This window comes from Mycobacterium sp. ACS4331, from assembly GCF_001667265.1.
In the GTDB taxonomy this organism is placed as follows: domain Bacteria; phylum Actinomycetota; class Actinomycetes; order Mycobacteriales; family Mycobacteriaceae; genus Mycobacterium.
The window spans coordinates 58,220-76,310 of record NZ_LZHW01000075.1 but is presented as its reverse complement, the minus strand read 5'-3'; the positions used below and the strand labels follow the sequence as shown (position 1 = coordinate 76,310).

Sequence of the window (18,091 nt, the reverse complement as noted above, 5' to 3'; positions counted from 1 at the left end):
GAGCGAACCGGTCAGCCCGGATGTCCGATGGTCTTGATCTCGAGGTACTCCTTGAAGCCCTCGTCGCCGTTGCGGCGGCCCAGGCCGCTCTGCTTGGTGCCGCCGAACGGACTGGTGATGCCGAAGTGGCTTCGACCATTGACTGTGACGTTACCGGTGCGCAGTCGTTGAGCGATACGAAATGCACGCTGAGTGTCAACCCCGGTGACCTCGCCGGAGAGCCCGTAGATCGAGTTGTTGGCGATCGCCACAGCCTCGTCCTCGGTGTCGTAGGGGATGACGGTGAGCACGGGTCCGAAGATCTCCTCCTGCGCGATCTGCGAGTTCGGGTCGACGTCGGCCAGCAGCGTGGGCTGGGTGAAGTACCCGACCGGCAGGTGTTCGGGGATGCCGCCGCCGGTGATCAGACGTGCCCCGGAGTCGATGCCGCTGCGGATCAGGCCGAGCACCTTCTGCCGCTGGGTCTGGCTGATCTGCGGGCCCTGCAGGACGCTGGGATCCCACGGATCGCCCACCGAGGTGGCCTCCATGGCGGACTTCAGGATTTCGACACCCTCGTCGTAGCGGCTGCGGGGCAACAGGATTCGGCTGGCCATGATGCAGGCCTGCCCCGACATGACGCAGGCGACCATGGCCGCCATCGGCAGGCACTTCTCGAACTTCGCGTCATCGAGCACGACGTGGGCGGATTTTCCACCGAGTTCCATCATGGTGCGCTTGACGGTGGGTGCCGCGGCGGCCAAGATGGCGCGCCCGGTCGCCGTGGATCCGGTGAAGGTGATCATGTCGACCCGCGGGTCCGCGGAGAGGGCGGCACCGACCTCGTTGGCGTTGGAGGTGACGATGTTGAGGACACCGGCGGGGATGTCGGTCTCCTCGGCGACGATGCGCCCGTACTCGCTGCCCGACCACGGGGTCAGCTGGCCGGGCTTGAGCACGACCGTGTTGCCCGCCATGAGCGCGGGCACGGTCTCGGCGATGTTGAGGTAGAACGGCACATTCCACGGCGTGATCGCCCCCACCACTCCGACGGGGTCGTAGGCGATGGTGCGCCGCGCGGTGCCCATGGGCGCCTTGTGGACACCGGTGTCGACGAGATACTCGAAGTCTCGGCCGTAGTCGGCCCAGTGCTTGACCTCTTCTATCGGGTCCTCGATCTGGCTGCCGGTGACGCTGATGGGGCAGCCGACCTCGGTGACGACGATGCGCCGAAGGCGTTCCTTGTTGCGTTCGAGGGCCGCGTGCAACTGCGACAGGCAGTGGTGGCGGAACCCGACGTCGCGAGACCACTCGGTCTCGTCGAAGGCTCGGCGGGCCGCCGCGATCGCCCGGTCCATATCGGCGACGGTGCCGTCGGCGGCCTGTCCGACGACCTGCCCGGTGCCGGGATGCTCGACGTCGAACAGGGCACCGGAGTCGGTGTGCCGCAGTTCGCCGTCGATGAACATGCGCTGCTCACCGGCGAGAATCCCGGTGTCACTGGCGGTTTGGGTCATGTCATGTTCCCGGTGCGACGAGTTGGGGCGGGTGGACGGCGTCCGGGTCGGGGTTGGCGATGGGCAGGCCCATGAACCGGCGGGCGTTGTCACCCATGAAGTCATAGGTGCGGCGGGTGTCCATGCCCTCGGCGTACTTCCAGAAACCCTTGGGTTCCGCGAGGCCCTCGGGATGCGGATAGTCCGAACCGAACAGCACCTTGTCCCAGCCGACGGTGTTGACGACGTCGGCAACGCAGCCCTCCCAGAAGGGGCTGACCCAGATGTTGCGGCGGAAGACGTCGTGCGGATGCTCGGGGAAGTTCTGCGGCATCTTCTTCTGCAGGTCCTCGAAGTCGTTGAACAGCGGGAAGATCCACGAGCTGCCGTTCTCGACGCTGGCGATCCGCAGTTTCGGGAACCGGGTCAGGGTCCCGTGGCAGATCAAGGCGGTGATCATGTCCGAGATCTCCCGGTGACCCAGCACCATCCAGCGGAATGCGCTCTGCGTCATGAAGTTCTGCGTGTGTGCCGGTTCCCACTTGTTGACGTACTCATCCAGCGGCGGATAGCTGGCGTGCAGCACGATCGGCAGGCCCGCGGCCTCGACGTCGCGCCAGAACGGGTCGAACTCCGGCAGGGCCGGTGAGCGCCAGCCGTGCAGGCCGTTGACTGGGCCGGGCTTGATGAGCGCGACTCGGGCGCCGTTGTCGAGGACGTAGTCGAGTTCGCGCTGGGCTGCGTCGACCTCGGAGAGGTTGATGATCGGCGTGGAGAACACCCGGTCGGCGTAGTTGAAGCTCCAGTGTTCGAGGATCCACTGGTTGAGCGCGTGCACGATCGCCAGTGTCAGTTGTGGATCGTCGGCGCTGGAGTGCTCGACCAGCGAGCCCAGGGTGGGGTAGTTGAGCGCTTCGACGACACCCTGGCGGTCGAGCTCTGCGATCCGGTCTTCGGGATTGCGGGTGGCCGCGGGCGCCTCGATGGCCTTGCCCTGCATCTCCCGCAGCGTCAGGCCCTCGGTGTTCTCGCCGGCGAAGAACTTCTCATGCGCGCCCGGTGCGGCGACCCGCTCGAAGGTGGGGTTCGGGATGAAGTCGGTGACCCGGTTGTTGATCACCACCCGGGTCTGCCTGCCGATCTGGGCGTACTGCACCGCGTGGCGGTACCGCTCGGGCAGGAACTTGGTCAGAGCATCCGCGGTCTCGTACATGTGCTGGTCGGCATCGAAGATCGGTGCGTCGCGGAACTTCTGGGTCATCGGAGTCTGCCTTTCTCAGGAGGCCGAGATCGACGAAATGGTGGGATCTACTCGCACTTTCTCGCCGGTTTGTTCGTTTGGGCGTCAGAGGGTCAGGACGGTCGCGGCGGCCGTGCCCGGCGCACCGTAGAGCTGGGTGAATCCGACCTTGGGGGAGCCGGGCACCTGACGGTCGCCGGCCTGGCCACGCAGCTGCTGGACGATCTCGTGGATCTGCCGAAGCCCGGACGCGCCGATGGGCTCCCCGTTGGCGATCAGTCCGCCGTCGGTGTTGATCGGCATCGAACCGCCGATCTCGGTGGCCCCATCGGCCAGCAGCTTCTCCTGGTCGCCGTCGGCGCAGAAGCCGCACTCGGCCATGTGGATGATCTCGGCACCCGCGTCGGTGTCCTGCAACTGGATGACATCGACGTCCTCCGGGCTCACTCCGGCCCTCTCGAACGCCGCCCGCGCCGCGTACACCGTCGGGGCCACGTCCTCCTCGACGGGCGCGAAGGTGGTGTTGACCTCGTAGGCGCCGTAGCTGCGGGTGCGGACCTCCACAGCCTTGAGGTAGATGGGCTTGTCGGTGTAGCGGTGGGCGATGTCGGCGCGGCACATCACCACCGCGGCCGCGCCCTCGTCGGGTGCGCAGAACATGTACTGCGTCAGCGGGTAGTTGAGCATGGGCGACGCGAGGATGTCGGCTTCTGATATCTCCTTGCGCCGGAACGCGTTCGGGTTCAGCACGCCGTTGCGGAAGTTCTTGTTGGCCACCTTCGCCAGGGTGGCCTGCGAGATCCCGTGGTCGTGCAGGTAACGGTTGGCCTTCATCCCGAAGAACTGCGTGGTGAGGTACTGCCCGTTCTGGGCGTACCAGCGGGGCATCCCGACCAGCGCCGGGTCCTCGGTGAACGCGCCCTTGGGGTGCTTGTCGAGGCCGACCGCGATCCCGATGTCGTAGTCGCCGAGGCGGATGCCGTCGGCGCACGCCTTGGCGGCGCTGGCGGCCGTGGCGCACGCGTTGAACACATTGGTGAAGGGGATGCCGGTCAGGCCGACCATGCCGACGATGGCGTCCGGGTTGGCGACTGTCCAACTGCCGCCGGTGGCCGCCTGGACGTCACTCCATTCGATGCCCGCATCCGCGACCGCGGCGAGGATGGCGTCGACGCCCATCTGCATCGCGGTCTTGCCCTCGAACCGACCGAAGGGATGCAACCCGACGCCGATGATCGCCACTTCGTTCACTGGATGACCCCTTCCGCAGGCCGTGGGCGGGGCCTGACGATATGGCTGTTCGACCGTCCAACGGTAATGATTACAGTATCTTATCTAGTGCCCCGAGACGACGGTAGGGAGGCGCGGAGCATGTGAGCGTCGTGCTCGACTGGCCGGGGGTGGGGCCGAGGTCGCTCTCCCGCGCCCGACCAAGATACTGTAACCTTTACCGTTGAGCGCCCAGCATGGCGGGCGGTGGGAAGGGCTGGGAGGCTGCCGATGAGCACGCAGGAACTGGCCGCCGACGGCGCGGTGTGGGATCACCGCACCGAACTGGAGACGCTGCTGCAGCACCAGCGTGCGGCGTTCGTCGCGCAGGGCCCACCGGACCTGGACGTTCGCCTGAACCGCATGGACCGGCTGTCGGCCCTCGTGCTGGACAACACCGACGCCTTCGTCACGGCCATGGACGCCGACTTCGGTACGCGGTCCCGTGCGGCGTCGTTGTTCACCGAAGTCGTCGGAATCATCCCGGTCATCGAGCACACCAGAAGCCACGTGGCGCAGTGGATGAAGTCCACGAAGCTGTTGCGCGCGGCCCGCGCGCTGGGATTGCGGGCCGATGTGCAGCCCACTCCACTGGGGGTGGTCGGCGTCATCGGCCCGTGGAACTTCCCGCTCAACCTTGTAGTGCTGCCCGCCGCGGCGGCATTCGCCGCGGGCAACCGCGTCATGATCAAGATGTCGGAGATCACCCCGCGCACCGCCGAACTCATGAAGGACCTCGCGCCGAAGTACTTCGACTCGACCGAACTCGCGGTCGTCACGGGTGGACCAGAGGTGGCCGCCACCTTCAGCGCGCTGCCTTTCGACCACCTCTTCTTCACCGGGTCGCCCGAGGTGGGCAAGCTGGTGCAGCAGGCCGCGGCGCAGAACCTCGTGCCGGTCACGCTCGAACTCGGCGGTAAGAACCCCGTCGTCGTGGCACCCGATCAGGGACACGCCGACATCACGAGGGCCGCGGCCCGCATCGCCGCGGCCCGGATGGTCAACGGCGGTCAGGTGTGCGTGTGCCCCGACTACGTGCTCGTCCCCGACGGTGTCGTCGAGGTGTTCGTCGATCAGGCGCGCCGCACGCTCGAGGGGATGTTCCCCAGCATTCTGACCAACGACGACTACTGCTCGTGCGTCAACGAACCGAACTTCGACCGGGTGCTGGCACTGCTCGACGACGCGCGGACCAAGGGCGCCGACGTGGTGTCGGTGGCGCCGGCGGGCGAGCCGCTTCCGGACCGCGCCACGCGAAAGATCGCGCCCACCATCGTGCGTGGGGTCACGGGGGACATGCGCATCGCGCACGAGGAGATCTTCGGCCCGGTCCTGGTGGTGCTGGGGTACTCGAACCTCGACGACGCCATCGCGTTCATCAACGAAAGGCCCGCGCCGCTGGTCGCCTACTGGTATGGGCCGGGCAATGACGATTTCCGGAACTTCGTGCAGCGCACCCGAAGTGGTGGAGTTGCGCGCAATGACTTCGCCGCGCAGATGATTCCGTCGGCAGCGCCGTTCGGTGGCGTGGGCCGCAGTGGGATGGGTGCCTATCACGGCAAGGCCGGGTTCGACGCCTTCAGCCATTACCGCACAGTGGTCGGATCGGATCTGCCGTTCAGCATCACCGGATCGGCGTCACCGCCGTTCCGCACGCCGATGAAGCTCTATGCCGACGCGACACTGCGCTTGGCCCGCAACCGAACTCACCGCCGAATCGAGAGACACCGATCGGCCAGAATCGCAGGAGTGCAGCAATGACCACGGCAACGGTGGTGTTCGACCCGTTCTCCGAGGAGTTCTTCACCAGCCCCTACGAGACGTACCGCAGGATGCGTGCGGAGGCGCCGGTCTACTACAGCGAGCAGTACGACTTCTACGCGCTGACAAGGCATGAGGATGTCGCGGCCGCGTTCAAGGACTACGAGACCTACTCCTCGGCCTATGGGGTGGATCTGGCGCAGGTCCGCAAAGGCCATGTCACCGAGCACGGTTCGATCATCGCGATGGATCCGCCCGCTCACCGCCGGATGCGCAGTCTGCTGAACAAGGTCTTCACGCCGCGGGCCATCGAGGCCAGGCGGGGCCTGGTCGAGGACTGCGTCGACAAGTTTCTGTCGAAGGTCAACCCCGACGGATTCGATTTCGTGCAGGACTTTTCGGCATTGTTCCCCGTTGACGTCATGACCGCCATGCAGGGTGTTCCCGACGAGGACCGTCAGCAGATCAGGTTGTGGATAGACGATTTCCTGCATCGCGATCCCGGCGAGGTCGAGATGAGTGAGGACGGTCTGAAGTCCGCGATCAACATGTCGGTCTACTACTACACGCTCATCAAGGCGCGCCGCGACGATCTGGGCGAGGACCTCCTGAGCAGGCTGATCGAGGCCGAGATCGAACGCGACAACGGCGAGATGGAGCCGCTGAGCAATCTTGAGATCACCGAGTTCGCAACGTTGTTGGGCGGTGCCGGCGCCGAGACCGTGACCAAGCTGCTGGGCAACGCCGCAGTGGTCTTCGGCCGGAATCCCGATCAGTGGCAGAAGCTGCTCGACGATCGCAGCAGGATCCCGGCGGCGGTCGAGGAACTGCTCCGCTACGAGGCTCCGGCGCAGTACAACGTACGCTGCTCGCTGCGCGAGGTGACGCTGCACGGCGTGACCATCCCGGCGGGCAAGCCGGTGTTCCTGGTGGGCGGATCGGCCAACCGCGATCCCGAGGCCTGGACCGATCCTGATCGCTTCGACGTCGACCGCGATCGCACCCAGGCACAGAACCTCGGCCTGGGATACGGCATCCACAGCTGCCTGGGTGCCGCCCTGGCCCGGATGGAGAGCGCGATCGCGCTGGACCGCATGCTCGACTTCATGCCCCGCTTCGAGGTCGACTGGGAGGGATGCAGGCGGGTCAACATGCAGAACGTCGCGGGATGGAGCAACGTCCCGGTGCGGGTGCTGCGCTAGCGCGTCGCGCCGAGAGCCGCATTGTTGTACAGGTTTCTCGACTGCGGCCGGCAACAACCCGGCCCTCGCGATGAAACCCCCTCTCAGCCCTGCTCGGCCTGCTGCTTGGCCCAGCGATAGTCGGCCTTGCCTGCGGGACTGCGTTCGATCTTCGGTCTGAACACCACGGCCTTGGGCAGCTTGTATCGCGCGAGCGTCGCGGCCGCGTGGTCGATGAGGGCTTCGGCGTCTGCATGCGCCCCGGGTTCCAGCGCCACGACCGCGACCACCTCCTGGCCCCAGCGATCACTGGCACGACCGGCCACCAGGACGTCGGCGACTGCCGGGTGTGATGCCAGTGCGGTCTCCACCTCTTCGGCGAACACCTTCTCGCCACCGGTGCTGATCGTCACCGAATCTCGGCCCAACAGATGGATGGTGCCGTCGGCCAGCAGTTCGGCCCGGTCACCCGGAACCGAATATCGGACACCCTCGATGACTGGGAAGGTCCGCGCGGTCTTCTCGGGATCGCCCTTGTAGCCCAACGGAACCGGGCCCCGCTGGGCCAGCCATCCGTTGCCTTCGTGCCCCGGTTCCAGCACGGTGCTGAGATCCTCGGCGACGACGCACGTGTCGGGGCCGGGATTGAACGTCCCGGTGGACACCGCGCCGGGCGCCGACATGTGCGTCATCTGCGCGCCGGTCTCCGACGACCCGACCCCGTCGACGACGATCAGGCCCGGTTTGGCATCGATCAACCTCTGCTTGGCGGTGGGAGTCAGCAGCGCACCGCCATTGGCGATGACGTTCAGCGACGACGCGTCGGCGCCGCGTTCGATGGCGTCGGCCAGGGGGCGAGCCATCGCATCGCCGACCACCGTCACGACGCCCGCCTGGTGTTTCGCGATGTCGGCGAGCACCGCCTCAGCGTCGAATCGGTTGGCAGTCTCGGCGAACAGCACAGTCTGGCCCGTGGTCAGCGCCGTCATCACACCCCACTGGGCCGCGCCGTGCATCAACGGCGGCAGAATCATCAGCGTCATCCCCGGGTTCGCCTTGGCCTTCTCGACGAGTTCCTCGATGGATTCGGCAGTGTGTCCACTGTAGAGATCGCGCCCACCGAAGGACGCGACGAAAATGTCGTGCTGGCGCCACAGCACACCCTTGGGCATGCCGGTGGTGCCGCCGGTGTAGAGGACGTACAGATCGTCGGGATCGGCCTCGGGAAGTTCCGTGCCGTCGCCGGCCCGCAGGGCCTCCTCGTAATCGACTGCACCGTCGAGCAGTTCGTTGCCTGAGGCGTCGGCGATCTGGATCAACACCCGCAGGTTCGGCAGGTCGGGCCGGATCTCGGCGACGCGCGGGGCGAACTCCGCGTGATACAGCAGGGCGGTCGCGCCCGCGTCGGCCAGCAGGTACTGGAGTTCACCCTTGACGTAGCGGTAGTTGACGTTGAACGGCGCGACGCGCGCCCGGAACGCGCCCAGCATGCCCTCGACATACTCGGGGCCGTTGAAGGCGTAGATGCCCAGCAGATCCTGGCCCGTCTCGTGACCCGCGAGTTGGGCCCGCGGCGCGTGGCAGCCCAGGCCCTGCGCGCGCAGAAACCTGGCGAGACGCTTCGAGCGGTCGACCACCTCGGTATGGGTGTACCGGCGGTCCCCCTGGATGATCAGGGTGCGGTCGGGGAGGGCCGCGGCGATGGCGTCGGCCACTGCGGGGACGGTGAATTGCATCAACACTCCTGCCAGGTCTGGATCAGCTCATCGGTGGTGGTCACAGTCGTCAGCAGCGACAGCGTGTTATCGATCATCGCGCGGGCGTAGTCGCTCGGGATTCCTGCGACCGCGTCCCGCGGCAGCACCACGCGGTATCCCGCGTTGACGGCGTCGAACACGAGGTTGGGGATCGCGACGTTCAGTGAGACGCCGACTGCGACGATCGTCTGCACGCCGAGGTTGCGCAGCACCGAGTCGAGGTCGGTGCCGCCCATCGGGCCCAGACCATGCCAGCGGCGCAGCACCAGATCGTCTGGCTCCGGACCGAATTCGGGCAACAGGCGCGCGCCCTCACTGCCCGGGGTGATGTCCACGTCGCGCTGTCCGACGGAGAACAGACGGGCGTTGTGGTTCGATCCCCGGCCGTCGGGGCGTCTCTGCACCAGGCAGTGCACCACGTCGACGCCAGCGGTGCGGGCTGCGGGCAGCAGGCGAGTGATGTTCGGGAGTGCCTCGCGGCGGGCCTCCTCGGCGAGCGCGGCCAGACCGGCCCGAGGCCCCACCACCGCACCCTGCAGTTCCTGGGTGACGACGGCGGTGTGGGCGGGCGCGACGAGTTCGGCCAGCGTCGGGCGGCTCACCGCTGGGCTCACGCGCGCACGGCCTCGACGGGCGGCACCTCGTAGAACCTCTGAGCCCACTTGCGCATGGCCATATAGGGTTTCGCGTCGATCTTGGCCAGCGGCGGGTTCTCGACGTACTTCTGGTGCTCCCAGATGTCGACGTCCTCCCACACCGTCTTGAGGAACTGACGCTCGACCTTCGCCCGCACCTCGGCCGGTGGGATGTCGGAGGTCTCGCCGGGAACCTTCGGCCACCAGATCGAATAGAACATGTCCGACACCTCGTCGTCGACGGGGGTGCACGCGAAGATCAGCCGATGGTTCGACGAGCCCTCGAAAGCACTCATCGCGAAGCCCAGACCGCTGAAGTGGCTGTGGATCTTGAGCGCCATCCTGTCCGTGCCGGGGTGCCGGGCGTCGGGCCAGCCGGTGAGGAACCGCCACTCCTCGTCGACGTGCTCCCAGTGCAGGCACACCGGGGTGACGGACGCTCCATGCACGTACCGGAAATGTGAACTGTCCGGGCCGTTCTCGGCCACGATCTGTGGATGCACGTGGATGCCGTCGGCGCGGCTGGAGAACTCGGGATAAGGGCGGTAGTAGGCGTTCGGGTCCGTCTCGAACTGGGGGAACTTCAAGAAGATGTCCGGTAGTTCCCACTGCGGGGGCTTGCCGTCCGGCTGGTACCACATGAAGATGCAGCCGTACTGCTCCTGCACCGGGTAGGACCGGAGGTGCAGTCCGCGATTCGGCCGGTCGGGCTGGTACGGGATGTAGGTGTTGTTGCCCTCCGGGCCCCAGCGCCACCCGTGGAACGGGCATTCGATGCAGTCGCCGACGACCTTGCCGCCGTGTCCGATGTGGGCGCCCAGATGCTTGCAGTGCGCTTCGAGGACGTGCAACTGGCCGGACTCGTCGCGATAGGCGGCCAGGTCCTCACCGAAGTACTTGAGCGCCTTGACGGCTCCGACCTCGAACTCCGCCGACCAGCCGATCATGAACCACCCGGTGACTTTCCAGGTGAACGGCACCTTCATCTTTGCCGCCCTTTCTCGCCTCACAACGTTATGGAATACATTACAGTAGCGGTTTCGGGCGGGATGATGAACCGGCGGGTTCTCGACCGTCGGCCACTGATCGCGCACAAGGAGGCGTCCCGCATGAGCGACATCCGATATGACGCGATCGTGATGGGCGCCGGGTTCTCCGGGCTGTACATGCTGCACCGCCTGCGGGAACTGGGGATCTCGGTGCTGGCGCTTGAGGCGGCCGAGGGTGTGGGGGGCACGTGGTTGTTCAACAGGTACCCCGGTGCGCGATGCGACATCGAGAGCATCGAGTACTCCTACAGCTTCTCCGACGAGATTCAGCAGGAGTGGGACTGGTCCGAGACCATGCCGGCTCAGCCGGAGATCGAGGCCTACCTGAACTTCGTCGCGGACAGGCTCGACCTGCGGCGCGACATCCGGTTCAACACCCGGGTCACGGCCATGACGTTCGACGCGGACGACGCGGCCTGGACGCTGAGCACCGACACGGGTGAGCGGTTCGTCGCCTCATTCGTGGTGGCCGCCACTGGAATCCTGTCGGTCCCGCTCGAACCCGACATCCCCGGTATGGACAGCTTTGAAGGCGCCTCGCTGTACACCAGCTGCTGGCCGAAGTCCGGTCATCCGTTGACCGGCAAGCGGGTTGGGGTGATCGGCACCGGCTCCACCGGGGTGCAGTTGATTCCCGTCGTCGCACGGGAAGCCGGACACCTCACGGTCTTCCAGCGCTCGGCGGCCTTCACCCTGCCGTGGGACGTGCGCAGCCTGGATTCGGCGGAACTCGCCGAACTGAAGGCCGCATACCCCGAGATCCGCGCCGCCCAGCGGGAGCATCCCGTCGGGGCGGCGCGGTTGAGTGCCTTCTCCCTGCTGTTGGACATGCTGGTCCAGCCGCCGATCAAGTCGGCATCGCGGGCGGACCAGCTGCGGGCGATCGACGAACGAGGCGTCATGGGGGCGCTGAACTGGGGCGACATCTTCTTCGACATCGAGGCCAATCGGATGGCGGCCACACTGTACGGCGAGGCCGTGGCCCGGATCGTCAAGGATCCCGACACCGCCGCGGCGCTGGTGCCCAGTCACCCGTTCGGCTGTAAGCGGCCGATCATCGACCAGGGCTACTACGAGACGTTCAACCGTGACAACGTCACGTTGGTGGATCTGCGCCGAGGTCCGATCCGCGAGATCACGCCCACCGGGATCACCACCGAACAGGGCCACCACGACCTGGACGTCATCATCTACGCCACCGGTTTCGACGCCATGACCGGCGCGCTGAGCCGCATCGACGTCAAGGGGCGCGACGGCAGGACGTTGCGCGAGGTCTGGAACGCCGAGGGGCCGGCGTCGTATCTGGGCCTGCAGGTGGCCGGGTTCCCCAATCTGTTCATCGTCCAGGCGCCCGGAAGTCCCTCGGCCGCGACCAATTTCATCGCCGCGCTCGAGCAGCACGTGGAGTGGATCGGCGACACCATCGGCCATCTGCTGGCAGGTGGCTACCGCACCATGGAGGCCACCTTGGACGCGCAGCGCGAGTGGATCGAGCACACCACGTCATTGGTGGAGCCCACGGTGCTGGCGCACCCGAGCTGCAACTCCTGGTACAACGGTGCCAACGTGCCCGGTAAGAAGCGCCGGTACATGGCCTACACCGCAGGCATTCCCGAGTACCGTCGTCGATGCGACGAGATCGCGGCGACCGGCTACCCGGGCTTCGTGCTGGCGTGAGTGTGACCGGGATGCGGCCTCAGGAGCGGGTCCGGCAGATCGCGCGGGAACTGTCCGGGGTGCTGCCGCGCTCGGTGGGCGCGCTCGCCGGAGACGGTGACTGGTCGGCCTGGTCCCCGCGCGGCCTCCGCCAACTGGGCGAGGTGGCACTCGACGAGTTGGTGGTCACCGGCATGACGTTGACCGCGTCGCCTCCGGCGTTGCACAGCGAGGCCAGTGGCTACGCGGCGGTGGCCGAGACGTTGTCCGGGCTTTCTGTCGCGGAGGCCTATCCCGCTCCGGATCGGTTGCAGGTCAAGAAGAGTCGACGGCGACTCGCGGGACAGCTCGCCTTCGAGGAGATCACCTACGAGCACGACCCTCGGCTGCCGGACTGCCTGTCGCAGTACGGCGCCCCCGCCCCCGCGGTGTGCAACGTCGTGCGGCATCGCGGCGGACCTCGGCCCTGGCTGATCTGGGTGCACGGTGCCGGGCAGGGCGGGCTGTCCGACTTCGTGGTGGCCCGGATCGGCCGGATTCATCACCGCCTGGGCTACAACATCGCGATGCCGATCCAGCCCGGACACGGCGTCAGGCGTCGATGGTTCCCGACCTACCCCGACACCGATCCGGTGTCCAACGTCGCGGGCATGATGCGCGCGGTCTCTGAGGTGCGGGCCGTGGTCGGATGGGTGCAACCGCAGGCCAGCACGACCGTGCTGTCGGGGCTGTCGCTGGGCAGTGGGGTGACCGCACTGGTCGCGGCACTGGAGCCTGGACTTGACGGGGTCGCGCTGTACACACCGATCCTGGGACTCAACGGCATGATCGCCAACCATCTGCATCGCTGGGGCGGGGCGGCCGACGCCGTCAGCGCGGTGTTGGCCTCGGCGGAGGTGGCTGCGCTGACCGCGGTGATCGACCCGCTGGCCAACCCGCCGCTGGTGCCGCCGGAGCACCGGTTGATCGTCGGAGCCTGGAACGACCAGATGGCCATGCGTGCACCGGCATTGGCGATGCATGAGCGCTGGGGTGGCAGGTTGCACTGGCACGACGGCGGTCACGTGGGGCACCTGTTCTCGGGTCGAGTGCAGGCCGTGACCGAGGCGTTCCTCCGCGACGTGGCGAGCCAGGGGTGGTTCGAATGAGGACTGCGCGCGAAGTGGTGGAGTTGTACAACCTCGAACTGTGGAACAACCAGCGCTATGACCTGGTGGACGAGATCATCGCCGACACCATGGTCCGCCATGAGGTCGGGGAGTCGCACACGCTGACTCGCGCCGATGCCCGTAAGCGGGTCGAGGACATGTGGGAGCAGTTCGAGAGTCTCACGTTCGTACTGAACACCGTGATCGCCGACGAGGACGGACAGCACGTCGCGATCATCTACGACTCGACGATCCGCGCCAAGGACGGTTCCGAGTTCAAGATCGCCAGTATCGAGGTGTTCAAGGTGGTCGACGGGCGGATCACCGAGGTGTGGAACTGCGGTTACGGCCAGGGAGTCTGGAGCTGACACCGGGTTCCTGACAACTGGAGCCCCGGAGTGCCGTTGAATGCCGTAGGGGGACTGACGAAGTGCGTGGAGAGGATCTGACGATGACCGATCGAGTGCTCGATGAGTTGGGCTACTACCTGCTGGCCGGTGCCGGCGGAGAGGGGCCCGCGACGCTCATGGACGAGGCACGCCGGGGTGAAGAACTGGGCTTCGGCACAGCATTCATCTCGGAGCGCTGGAACGTCAAGGAGGCCTCGTCGTTGACCGGCGCGGCGTGTGCCGTCACATCGCGTATGCAGATCGCCACCGCCGCGACCAACCACAACACCCGGCACCCGCTGATCACCGGATCATGGGCGACCACCATGCACCGGCTTTCGCGAGGGCGTTTCACCCTGGGGATCGGGCGTGGGGTTGGCGCGATGTACAAGGCGTTCGGCATCTCGGCGGTGACCACCGCGCAGATGGAGGACTTCGCGCAGGTGATGCGGCGCCTGTGGCACGGCGAGCTGATCTTCAACCACGACGGGCCCATCGGGAAGTACCCGGTGCTGTTCCTGGATCCCGACTTCAACGAGGACATCCGGTTGGCGTTGGTGGCCTTCGGTCCCGAAACCCTCAAGCTCGGCGGCCGGGCCTTCGACGACGTCATCCTGCACACCTACTTCACTCCCGAAACGCTGCAGCGGTGTGTCAAGACCGTCAAGGAGGCCGCCGAGCAGGCTGGCCGCGACCCCGATTCGGTGAAGGTCTGGTCCTGCTTCGCCACCGTCGGTGACCACCTGCCCGAGGAGCTTCGGCTGAAGAAGACCGTCGCCCGCCTGGCCACCTATCTGCAGGGATACGGCGACCTGCTGGTGTCGACCAACAATTGGGATCCGGCTGTGCTGGAGCGCTTCCGGGCCGACTCGGTGGTGACCTCCATCCCCGGAGGCATCGACCACAAGGCGTCCGCCGAGCAGATCGAGCACATCGCGACACTGCTGCCCGACGAGTGGTTGGAGATCGCGGCCACCGGCAGCCCGCAGCAGTGCGCCGAGCGGGTGCGCAAGGAATTCGACTACGGCGCCGACGCGGTCATCATGCACGGCGCCACACCCGACGAACTGGAACCCATCGTGGCGGCGTATCGCGCCGGCGAGTGACGTGAGCGTGCGGAACTGCCGGGAATCTCGTCAGATCGCCTGCAGTTTCGCACCCCGGACACGTCGTCGGTGCGGGCCGAAGTTCCCGCATTGAGCGCGTCACTTGTAGCTGTTACTGTTGCCGCAACAGTAGCGAGGCGAAGGTGGGGCCGATGGGTGTTCAGCAGGCGCGCCAACTGACGCGCGGACCAGTCCAGCGGGTCGACGAGCTTCTCGCTGATGTGGCGCCGAGCAGGCAGGCCCGCAGGTATCGCGTCGCCGTGGTGGCGGCTTCGGTCGCGGAGGCCGTGCGGGCTGCCGGGGGTTCTGCCTTCGACAGGTCGCTGTCAGGTTGGGATGTCGCCGTTTTCGTCGACGACGAGGACGTGCATCCAGTGCGGATTCTGGGCGGACAGCTTGCACGACTGGATGACCTGGCAGATGTCACGGCGAGTGCGCCGCCCGATGTGGTGATCGTGTCTGCGGCGACGCACGCGGACGACGGGAGGGTTGGCGCCTTCGTCGAGGCCGTCCTGGAAGCCGGCCGGGTTCCGGTGATGTTCTGGGATTCCGTGCCTTCGATCGACGGCGTCGCCCTCGAACTGAGCGCCGCGGCGCGGGCGTTCAAGGCGCGCGCGTTGGCCGCCGCTGGGGCGGTGGGCGAGGCGGTGGAGTCCGTCGAGCGCTTCCGACGGGCCTGAAAGGGCCCACGAGCGTCCGGTTTTGTACGCCGAAGACGGCGGTGTCACCGTACAGACACGGCCCGTCGCCGGGGTCAGATGCGGCGCCTCGCCGGGGTCAGATGCGGCGCCTCGCCGAACGCCTCGATTCAGGGCAGGATCGCGGTGCGCGTCACAGGTTCCGCGGGCACGGCCCGGCTGTGCATGGCCCGCACCAGCGTTGTCAAGAGGGCGTCTCGGGTCTCGCGGGGATCGATGAGTTCATCGAAACTGAGCTTCGCGGCGGACCGGAACGACGCCTGTGTCTCGGCCTCGTGCAGCTTCTCCGACGCCTCAGCGTCCACCTTGGCCGCCCGGGTCAGCGCCGCCGCGCTCATGGCGCCCAGGGTCGAGCCCGGGTAGCCGAACGTGGCCACCTGATCGTCGAAACCCAACAGCGACATCACCATCGAGCCGAACCCGTAGGCCTTGCGCAGCGTGAGGTGGAGTTTGAGCGTGGTGGCCATGGTCTGCGCCGCGAACATGCGTGCGCCCGCGCGCAGCACGCCGCTTCGTTCGGACCTGCTGCCCGGGAGCATGCCGGGATTGTCGGACAGGAAGACGATCGGCAGGTGGAAGGAGTCCGCGACCATGATGAAGTGCGCGGCCTTGTCGGCGGCGTCGGCGTCGATGGACCCAGCCATCACCATCGGCTGATTGGCGACCACGGCCACTGGATGGCCGCCGAGATGGGCCAGGGCGCAGACGATTCCACGACCGAATCCAGGCTGCACCTCGAACCAGTCGGGGGCGTCGAACACCACGTCGATCACCTTGCGGATGTCATAGACGCGGCGGTTGTCACGCGGAATGATGTCGAGCAGTTCGGGTGTGGGCCGCGGTCGAGTCGACGCATCGGCGGGCCGTGTCGGCGGATAACTCCACGAGGTCGGTGGGAAATAGGACAGATAGCGCCGGATGTCGGCCAGCGCGGCCTCGTCGTCGGGAGCGAGATTGTGGATGACACCGCTGGATATGGCCACGTCGGGGCCACCGAGGTCCTCCTTTGAAATGTCCTCTCCGGTGGACTCTTTCACCACGGGCGGGCCTGCGGTGAAGATGGCCGCTCCCGCAGTCATGATGCGGAAGTCACACACCGGCGCCACGAGTGCGCCGTGACCCGCCGACGGACCCATGACGGCCGCGACCGTCGGGACTATGCCCGAACAGCGCGCCTGGGCGATCAGGTCGATGGGTGCGCGTCCGCCCCCATGCTTGCCGGGACGGAACCCGGCCCCCTCCAGCAGCATCACCAGCGGAATGCGGTTGCGCAGCGCCAGTTCGGCGATTCGGTGCCGTTTCGAGTTGCTGCCCGTGCCGATGGTGCCCGCCATCGTCGTGAAGTCCTCGGCACCGACCATCACAGGTGTTCCGTCGATCTCCCCGGACCCTGTGACGATGCCGTCCGCCGGGACGTCGCCCCCGACGAGGGTTCCGATCTCGCGGAAACTGCCCGGGTCGAGAAGGGCGTCGATGCGGGCGCGGGCGTCGAGTCTGCCCGCGCCGCGATGCTTGGCCAGGCGTTCGGGACCGCCCATGGCGTAGGAGCGTTCGCGACGGAGTTTCAGATCGGCCAGCGTGCCAATCCAGTCGGGCCGTTCCGCGTCTGCCATACGTCTCCTCGGGTGGTCGACGGCATGATCCTAACGCTCACCGCAGAAGCGTTGACCATACCGAATCACTTACTGTAGCTTCACCGGCATGGTCGGGACGTTGAAGATCGACCGTGGTATCCCCGGCCGGTTGGACGGCGCAGGCGCCTCGGCCCGAGCGCACGAAGAGGCCGGCTATGACGGCTGCTGGACGGGCGAGATCAACCACGATCCGTTCCTGTCGATGCTGTTGGCTGCGGAGTACACGACGTCGATCGAGTTGGGCACCAGCATCGCGGTGGCGTTCGCCCGCACCCCGATGACGGTGGCGCAGTCCGCCTGGGACCTGCAGTCGTATTCACAGGGCCGGTTCATCCTGGGCCTGGGCACGCAGATTCAGCCGCACATCGAGAAACGGTTCTCGATGCCGTGGAGTCATCCGGTGCGGCGCATGGCGGAGTTCATCGCGGCGCTGCGGGAGATCTGGCGGTGCTGGCACACCGGCGACAGGCTGAGCTTCGACGGGGAGTTCTACACCCACAAGCTCATGACGCCGATGTTCACCCCGGAACCGTCGGACTTTCCGGATCCCAAGGTGTTCGTCGCGGCCGTGGGCGAGGCGATGACCGAGATGTGTGGGCGCACCGCCGACGGCCTGCTGGTGCACGCCTTCACGACGCGGCGCTACCTCGACGAGGTCACCATTCCCGCCCTTCAACGCGGGCTCGCGCGGGAGTCGAGGGACCGTGTCGACATCGAGGTCTCGAGTCCGGTGTTCGTGGTGACGGGACGCGACGAGGACGAGATGTCGACCTCCGCGGCGGCGTTCCGTAAGCAGATCGCGTTCTATGCGTCGACGCCGGCGTATCGCCGCGTACTCGACCTGCACGGGTGGGGTGAGCTTCAGCCCGAATTGCGCCGGCTGTCCCTCGAGGGCGAATGGGATGCGATGTCCGCGCTCATCGACGACGAGATTCTGGGCGCGTTCGCGGTGATGGCCCCCGTCGACGAGGTCGCGGCGGCCCTGGCCAAGCGGTGCGCCGGCGTGATCGACCGCGTGCTTCCCGGATTTCCCTCGGGCACACCGGAACCCGTGATCGCCACGGTGCTCGACGAGGTGCGCACCGCCCGCTGA

At 66.8% G+C, this 18,091-nt stretch carries 15 protein-coding genes; 8 read left to right on the top strand and 7 right to left on the bottom strand.

Annotation, left to right across the window (positions count from 1 at the left end; genetic code table 11):
- Positions 1–11 precede the first annotated feature (11 nt).
- The 3 genes from A5727_RS18120 to A5727_RS18110 all read right to left on the bottom strand — a co-directional run bounded on the left by A5727_RS18120 (position 12) and on the right by A5727_RS18110 (position 3,966).
- Entirely contained in the window at positions 12–1,496 is a 1,485-nt protein-coding gene (locus A5727_RS18120; protein ID WP_068252583.1) for an aldehyde dehydrogenase family protein, read from the bottom strand.
- 1 nt (position 1,497) lies between these two features.
- A complete protein-coding gene (locus A5727_RS18115) occupies positions 1,498–2,736 on the bottom strand; it encodes an amidohydrolase family protein (protein WP_068252581.1) in 1,239 nt (412 codons plus the stop codon).
- Positions 2,737–2,820: 84 nt separating this feature from the next.
- Positions 2,821–3,966, bottom strand: a complete 1,146-nt coding sequence (locus A5727_RS18110; protein WP_068252579.1) for a thiolase family protein — start codon at positions 3,964–3,966, stop codon at positions 2,821–2,823.
- A gap of 312 nt (positions 3,967–4,278) precedes the next feature.
- Here A5727_RS18110 and A5727_RS18105 point away from each other — a divergent pair, with 312 nt between their 5' ends.
- A complete protein-coding gene (locus A5727_RS18105; protein WP_197507694.1) occupies positions 4,279–5,745 on the top strand; it encodes an aldehyde dehydrogenase family protein in 1,467 nt (488 codons plus the stop codon).
- Positions 5,742–6,947, top strand: a complete 1,206-nt coding sequence (locus A5727_RS18100) for a cytochrome P450 (protein ID WP_068252573.1) — start codon at positions 5,742–5,744, stop codon at positions 6,945–6,947. Before A5727_RS18105 ends, A5727_RS18100 begins: the two co-directional genes overlap by 4 nt.
- An 83-nt stretch (positions 6,948–7,030) precedes the next feature.
- On the opposite strand, the gene A5727_RS18095 is transcribed toward A5727_RS18100, so the two are convergent.
- From A5727_RS18095 to A5727_RS18085, 3 genes are read right to left on the bottom strand one after another with little or no spacing between them, the layout of a single operon-like run.
- Entirely contained in the window at positions 7,031–8,662 is a 1,632-nt protein-coding gene (locus A5727_RS18095) for an acyl-CoA synthetase (RefSeq protein ID WP_068252571.1), read from the bottom strand.
- Positions 8,662–9,285 carry a cysteine hydrolase family protein gene (locus A5727_RS18090; RefSeq protein WP_068252569.1) on the bottom strand — a complete coding sequence of 208 codons (624 nt, stop codon included), beginning with the start codon at positions 9,283–9,285 and terminating at the stop codon, positions 8,662–8,664. Before A5727_RS18090 ends, A5727_RS18095 begins: the two co-directional genes overlap by 1 nt.
- A gap of 8 nt (positions 9,286–9,293) precedes the next feature.
- Positions 9,294–10,304, bottom strand: coding sequence for an aromatic ring-hydroxylating oxygenase subunit alpha (locus A5727_RS18085; protein ID WP_068252568.1), 1,011 nt, complete (start codon positions 10,302–10,304; stop codon positions 9,294–9,296).
- A gap of 123 nt (positions 10,305–10,427) precedes the next feature.
- Between A5727_RS18085 and A5727_RS18080 the strand changes: the two genes are divergently transcribed.
- The 5 genes from A5727_RS18080 to A5727_RS18060 all read left to right on the top strand — a co-directional run bounded on the left by A5727_RS18080 (position 10,428) and on the right by A5727_RS18060 (position 15,346).
- Entirely contained in the window at positions 10,428–12,044 is a 1,617-nt protein-coding gene (locus A5727_RS18080) for a flavin-containing monooxygenase (RefSeq protein ID WP_068252655.1), read from the top strand.
- Positions 12,045–12,055: 11 nt separating this feature from the next.
- Complete coding sequence (locus A5727_RS18075) at positions 12,056–13,171, top strand: alpha/beta fold hydrolase (RefSeq protein ID WP_068252652.1); 1,116 nt, start codon at positions 12,056–12,058, stop codon at positions 13,169–13,171.
- Complete coding sequence (locus A5727_RS18070; RefSeq protein WP_068252564.1) at positions 13,168–13,539, top strand: nuclear transport factor 2 family protein; 372 nt, start codon at positions 13,168–13,170, stop codon at positions 13,537–13,539. The genes A5727_RS18075 and A5727_RS18070 overlap by 4 nt, the downstream gene beginning before the upstream one ends.
- Positions 13,540–13,622: 83 nt before the next feature.
- Positions 13,623–14,666 carry a TIGR03857 family LLM class F420-dependent oxidoreductase gene (locus A5727_RS18065; RefSeq protein WP_068252649.1) on the top strand — a complete coding sequence of 348 codons (1,044 nt, stop codon included), beginning with the start codon at positions 13,623–13,625 and terminating at the stop codon, positions 14,664–14,666.
- A 152-nt stretch (positions 14,667–14,818) separates the two neighbouring features.
- Complete coding sequence (locus A5727_RS18060) at positions 14,819–15,346, top strand: hypothetical protein (protein ID WP_231992149.1); 528 nt, start codon at positions 14,819–14,821, stop codon at positions 15,344–15,346.
- A 128-nt stretch (positions 15,347–15,474) separates the two neighbouring features.
- Here the strand turns inward: A5727_RS18060 and A5727_RS18055 are convergent, their stop codons facing one another.
- Positions 15,475–16,977 (bottom strand): acyl-CoA carboxylase subunit beta, encoded by a 1,503-nt coding sequence (locus tag A5727_RS18055; protein WP_068252561.1) that lies wholly within the window; start codon positions 16,975–16,977, stop codon positions 15,475–15,477.
- Between the two features lie 88 nt (positions 16,978–17,065).
- On the opposite strand from A5727_RS18055, the gene A5727_RS18050 reads away from it, so the two are divergent.
- The gene (locus A5727_RS18050; RefSeq protein ID WP_068252557.1) at positions 17,066–18,091 is read left to right on the top strand and encodes an LLM class F420-dependent oxidoreductase; all 1,026 of its coding nucleotides are present in this window, start codon (positions 17,066–17,068) and stop codon (positions 18,089–18,091) included.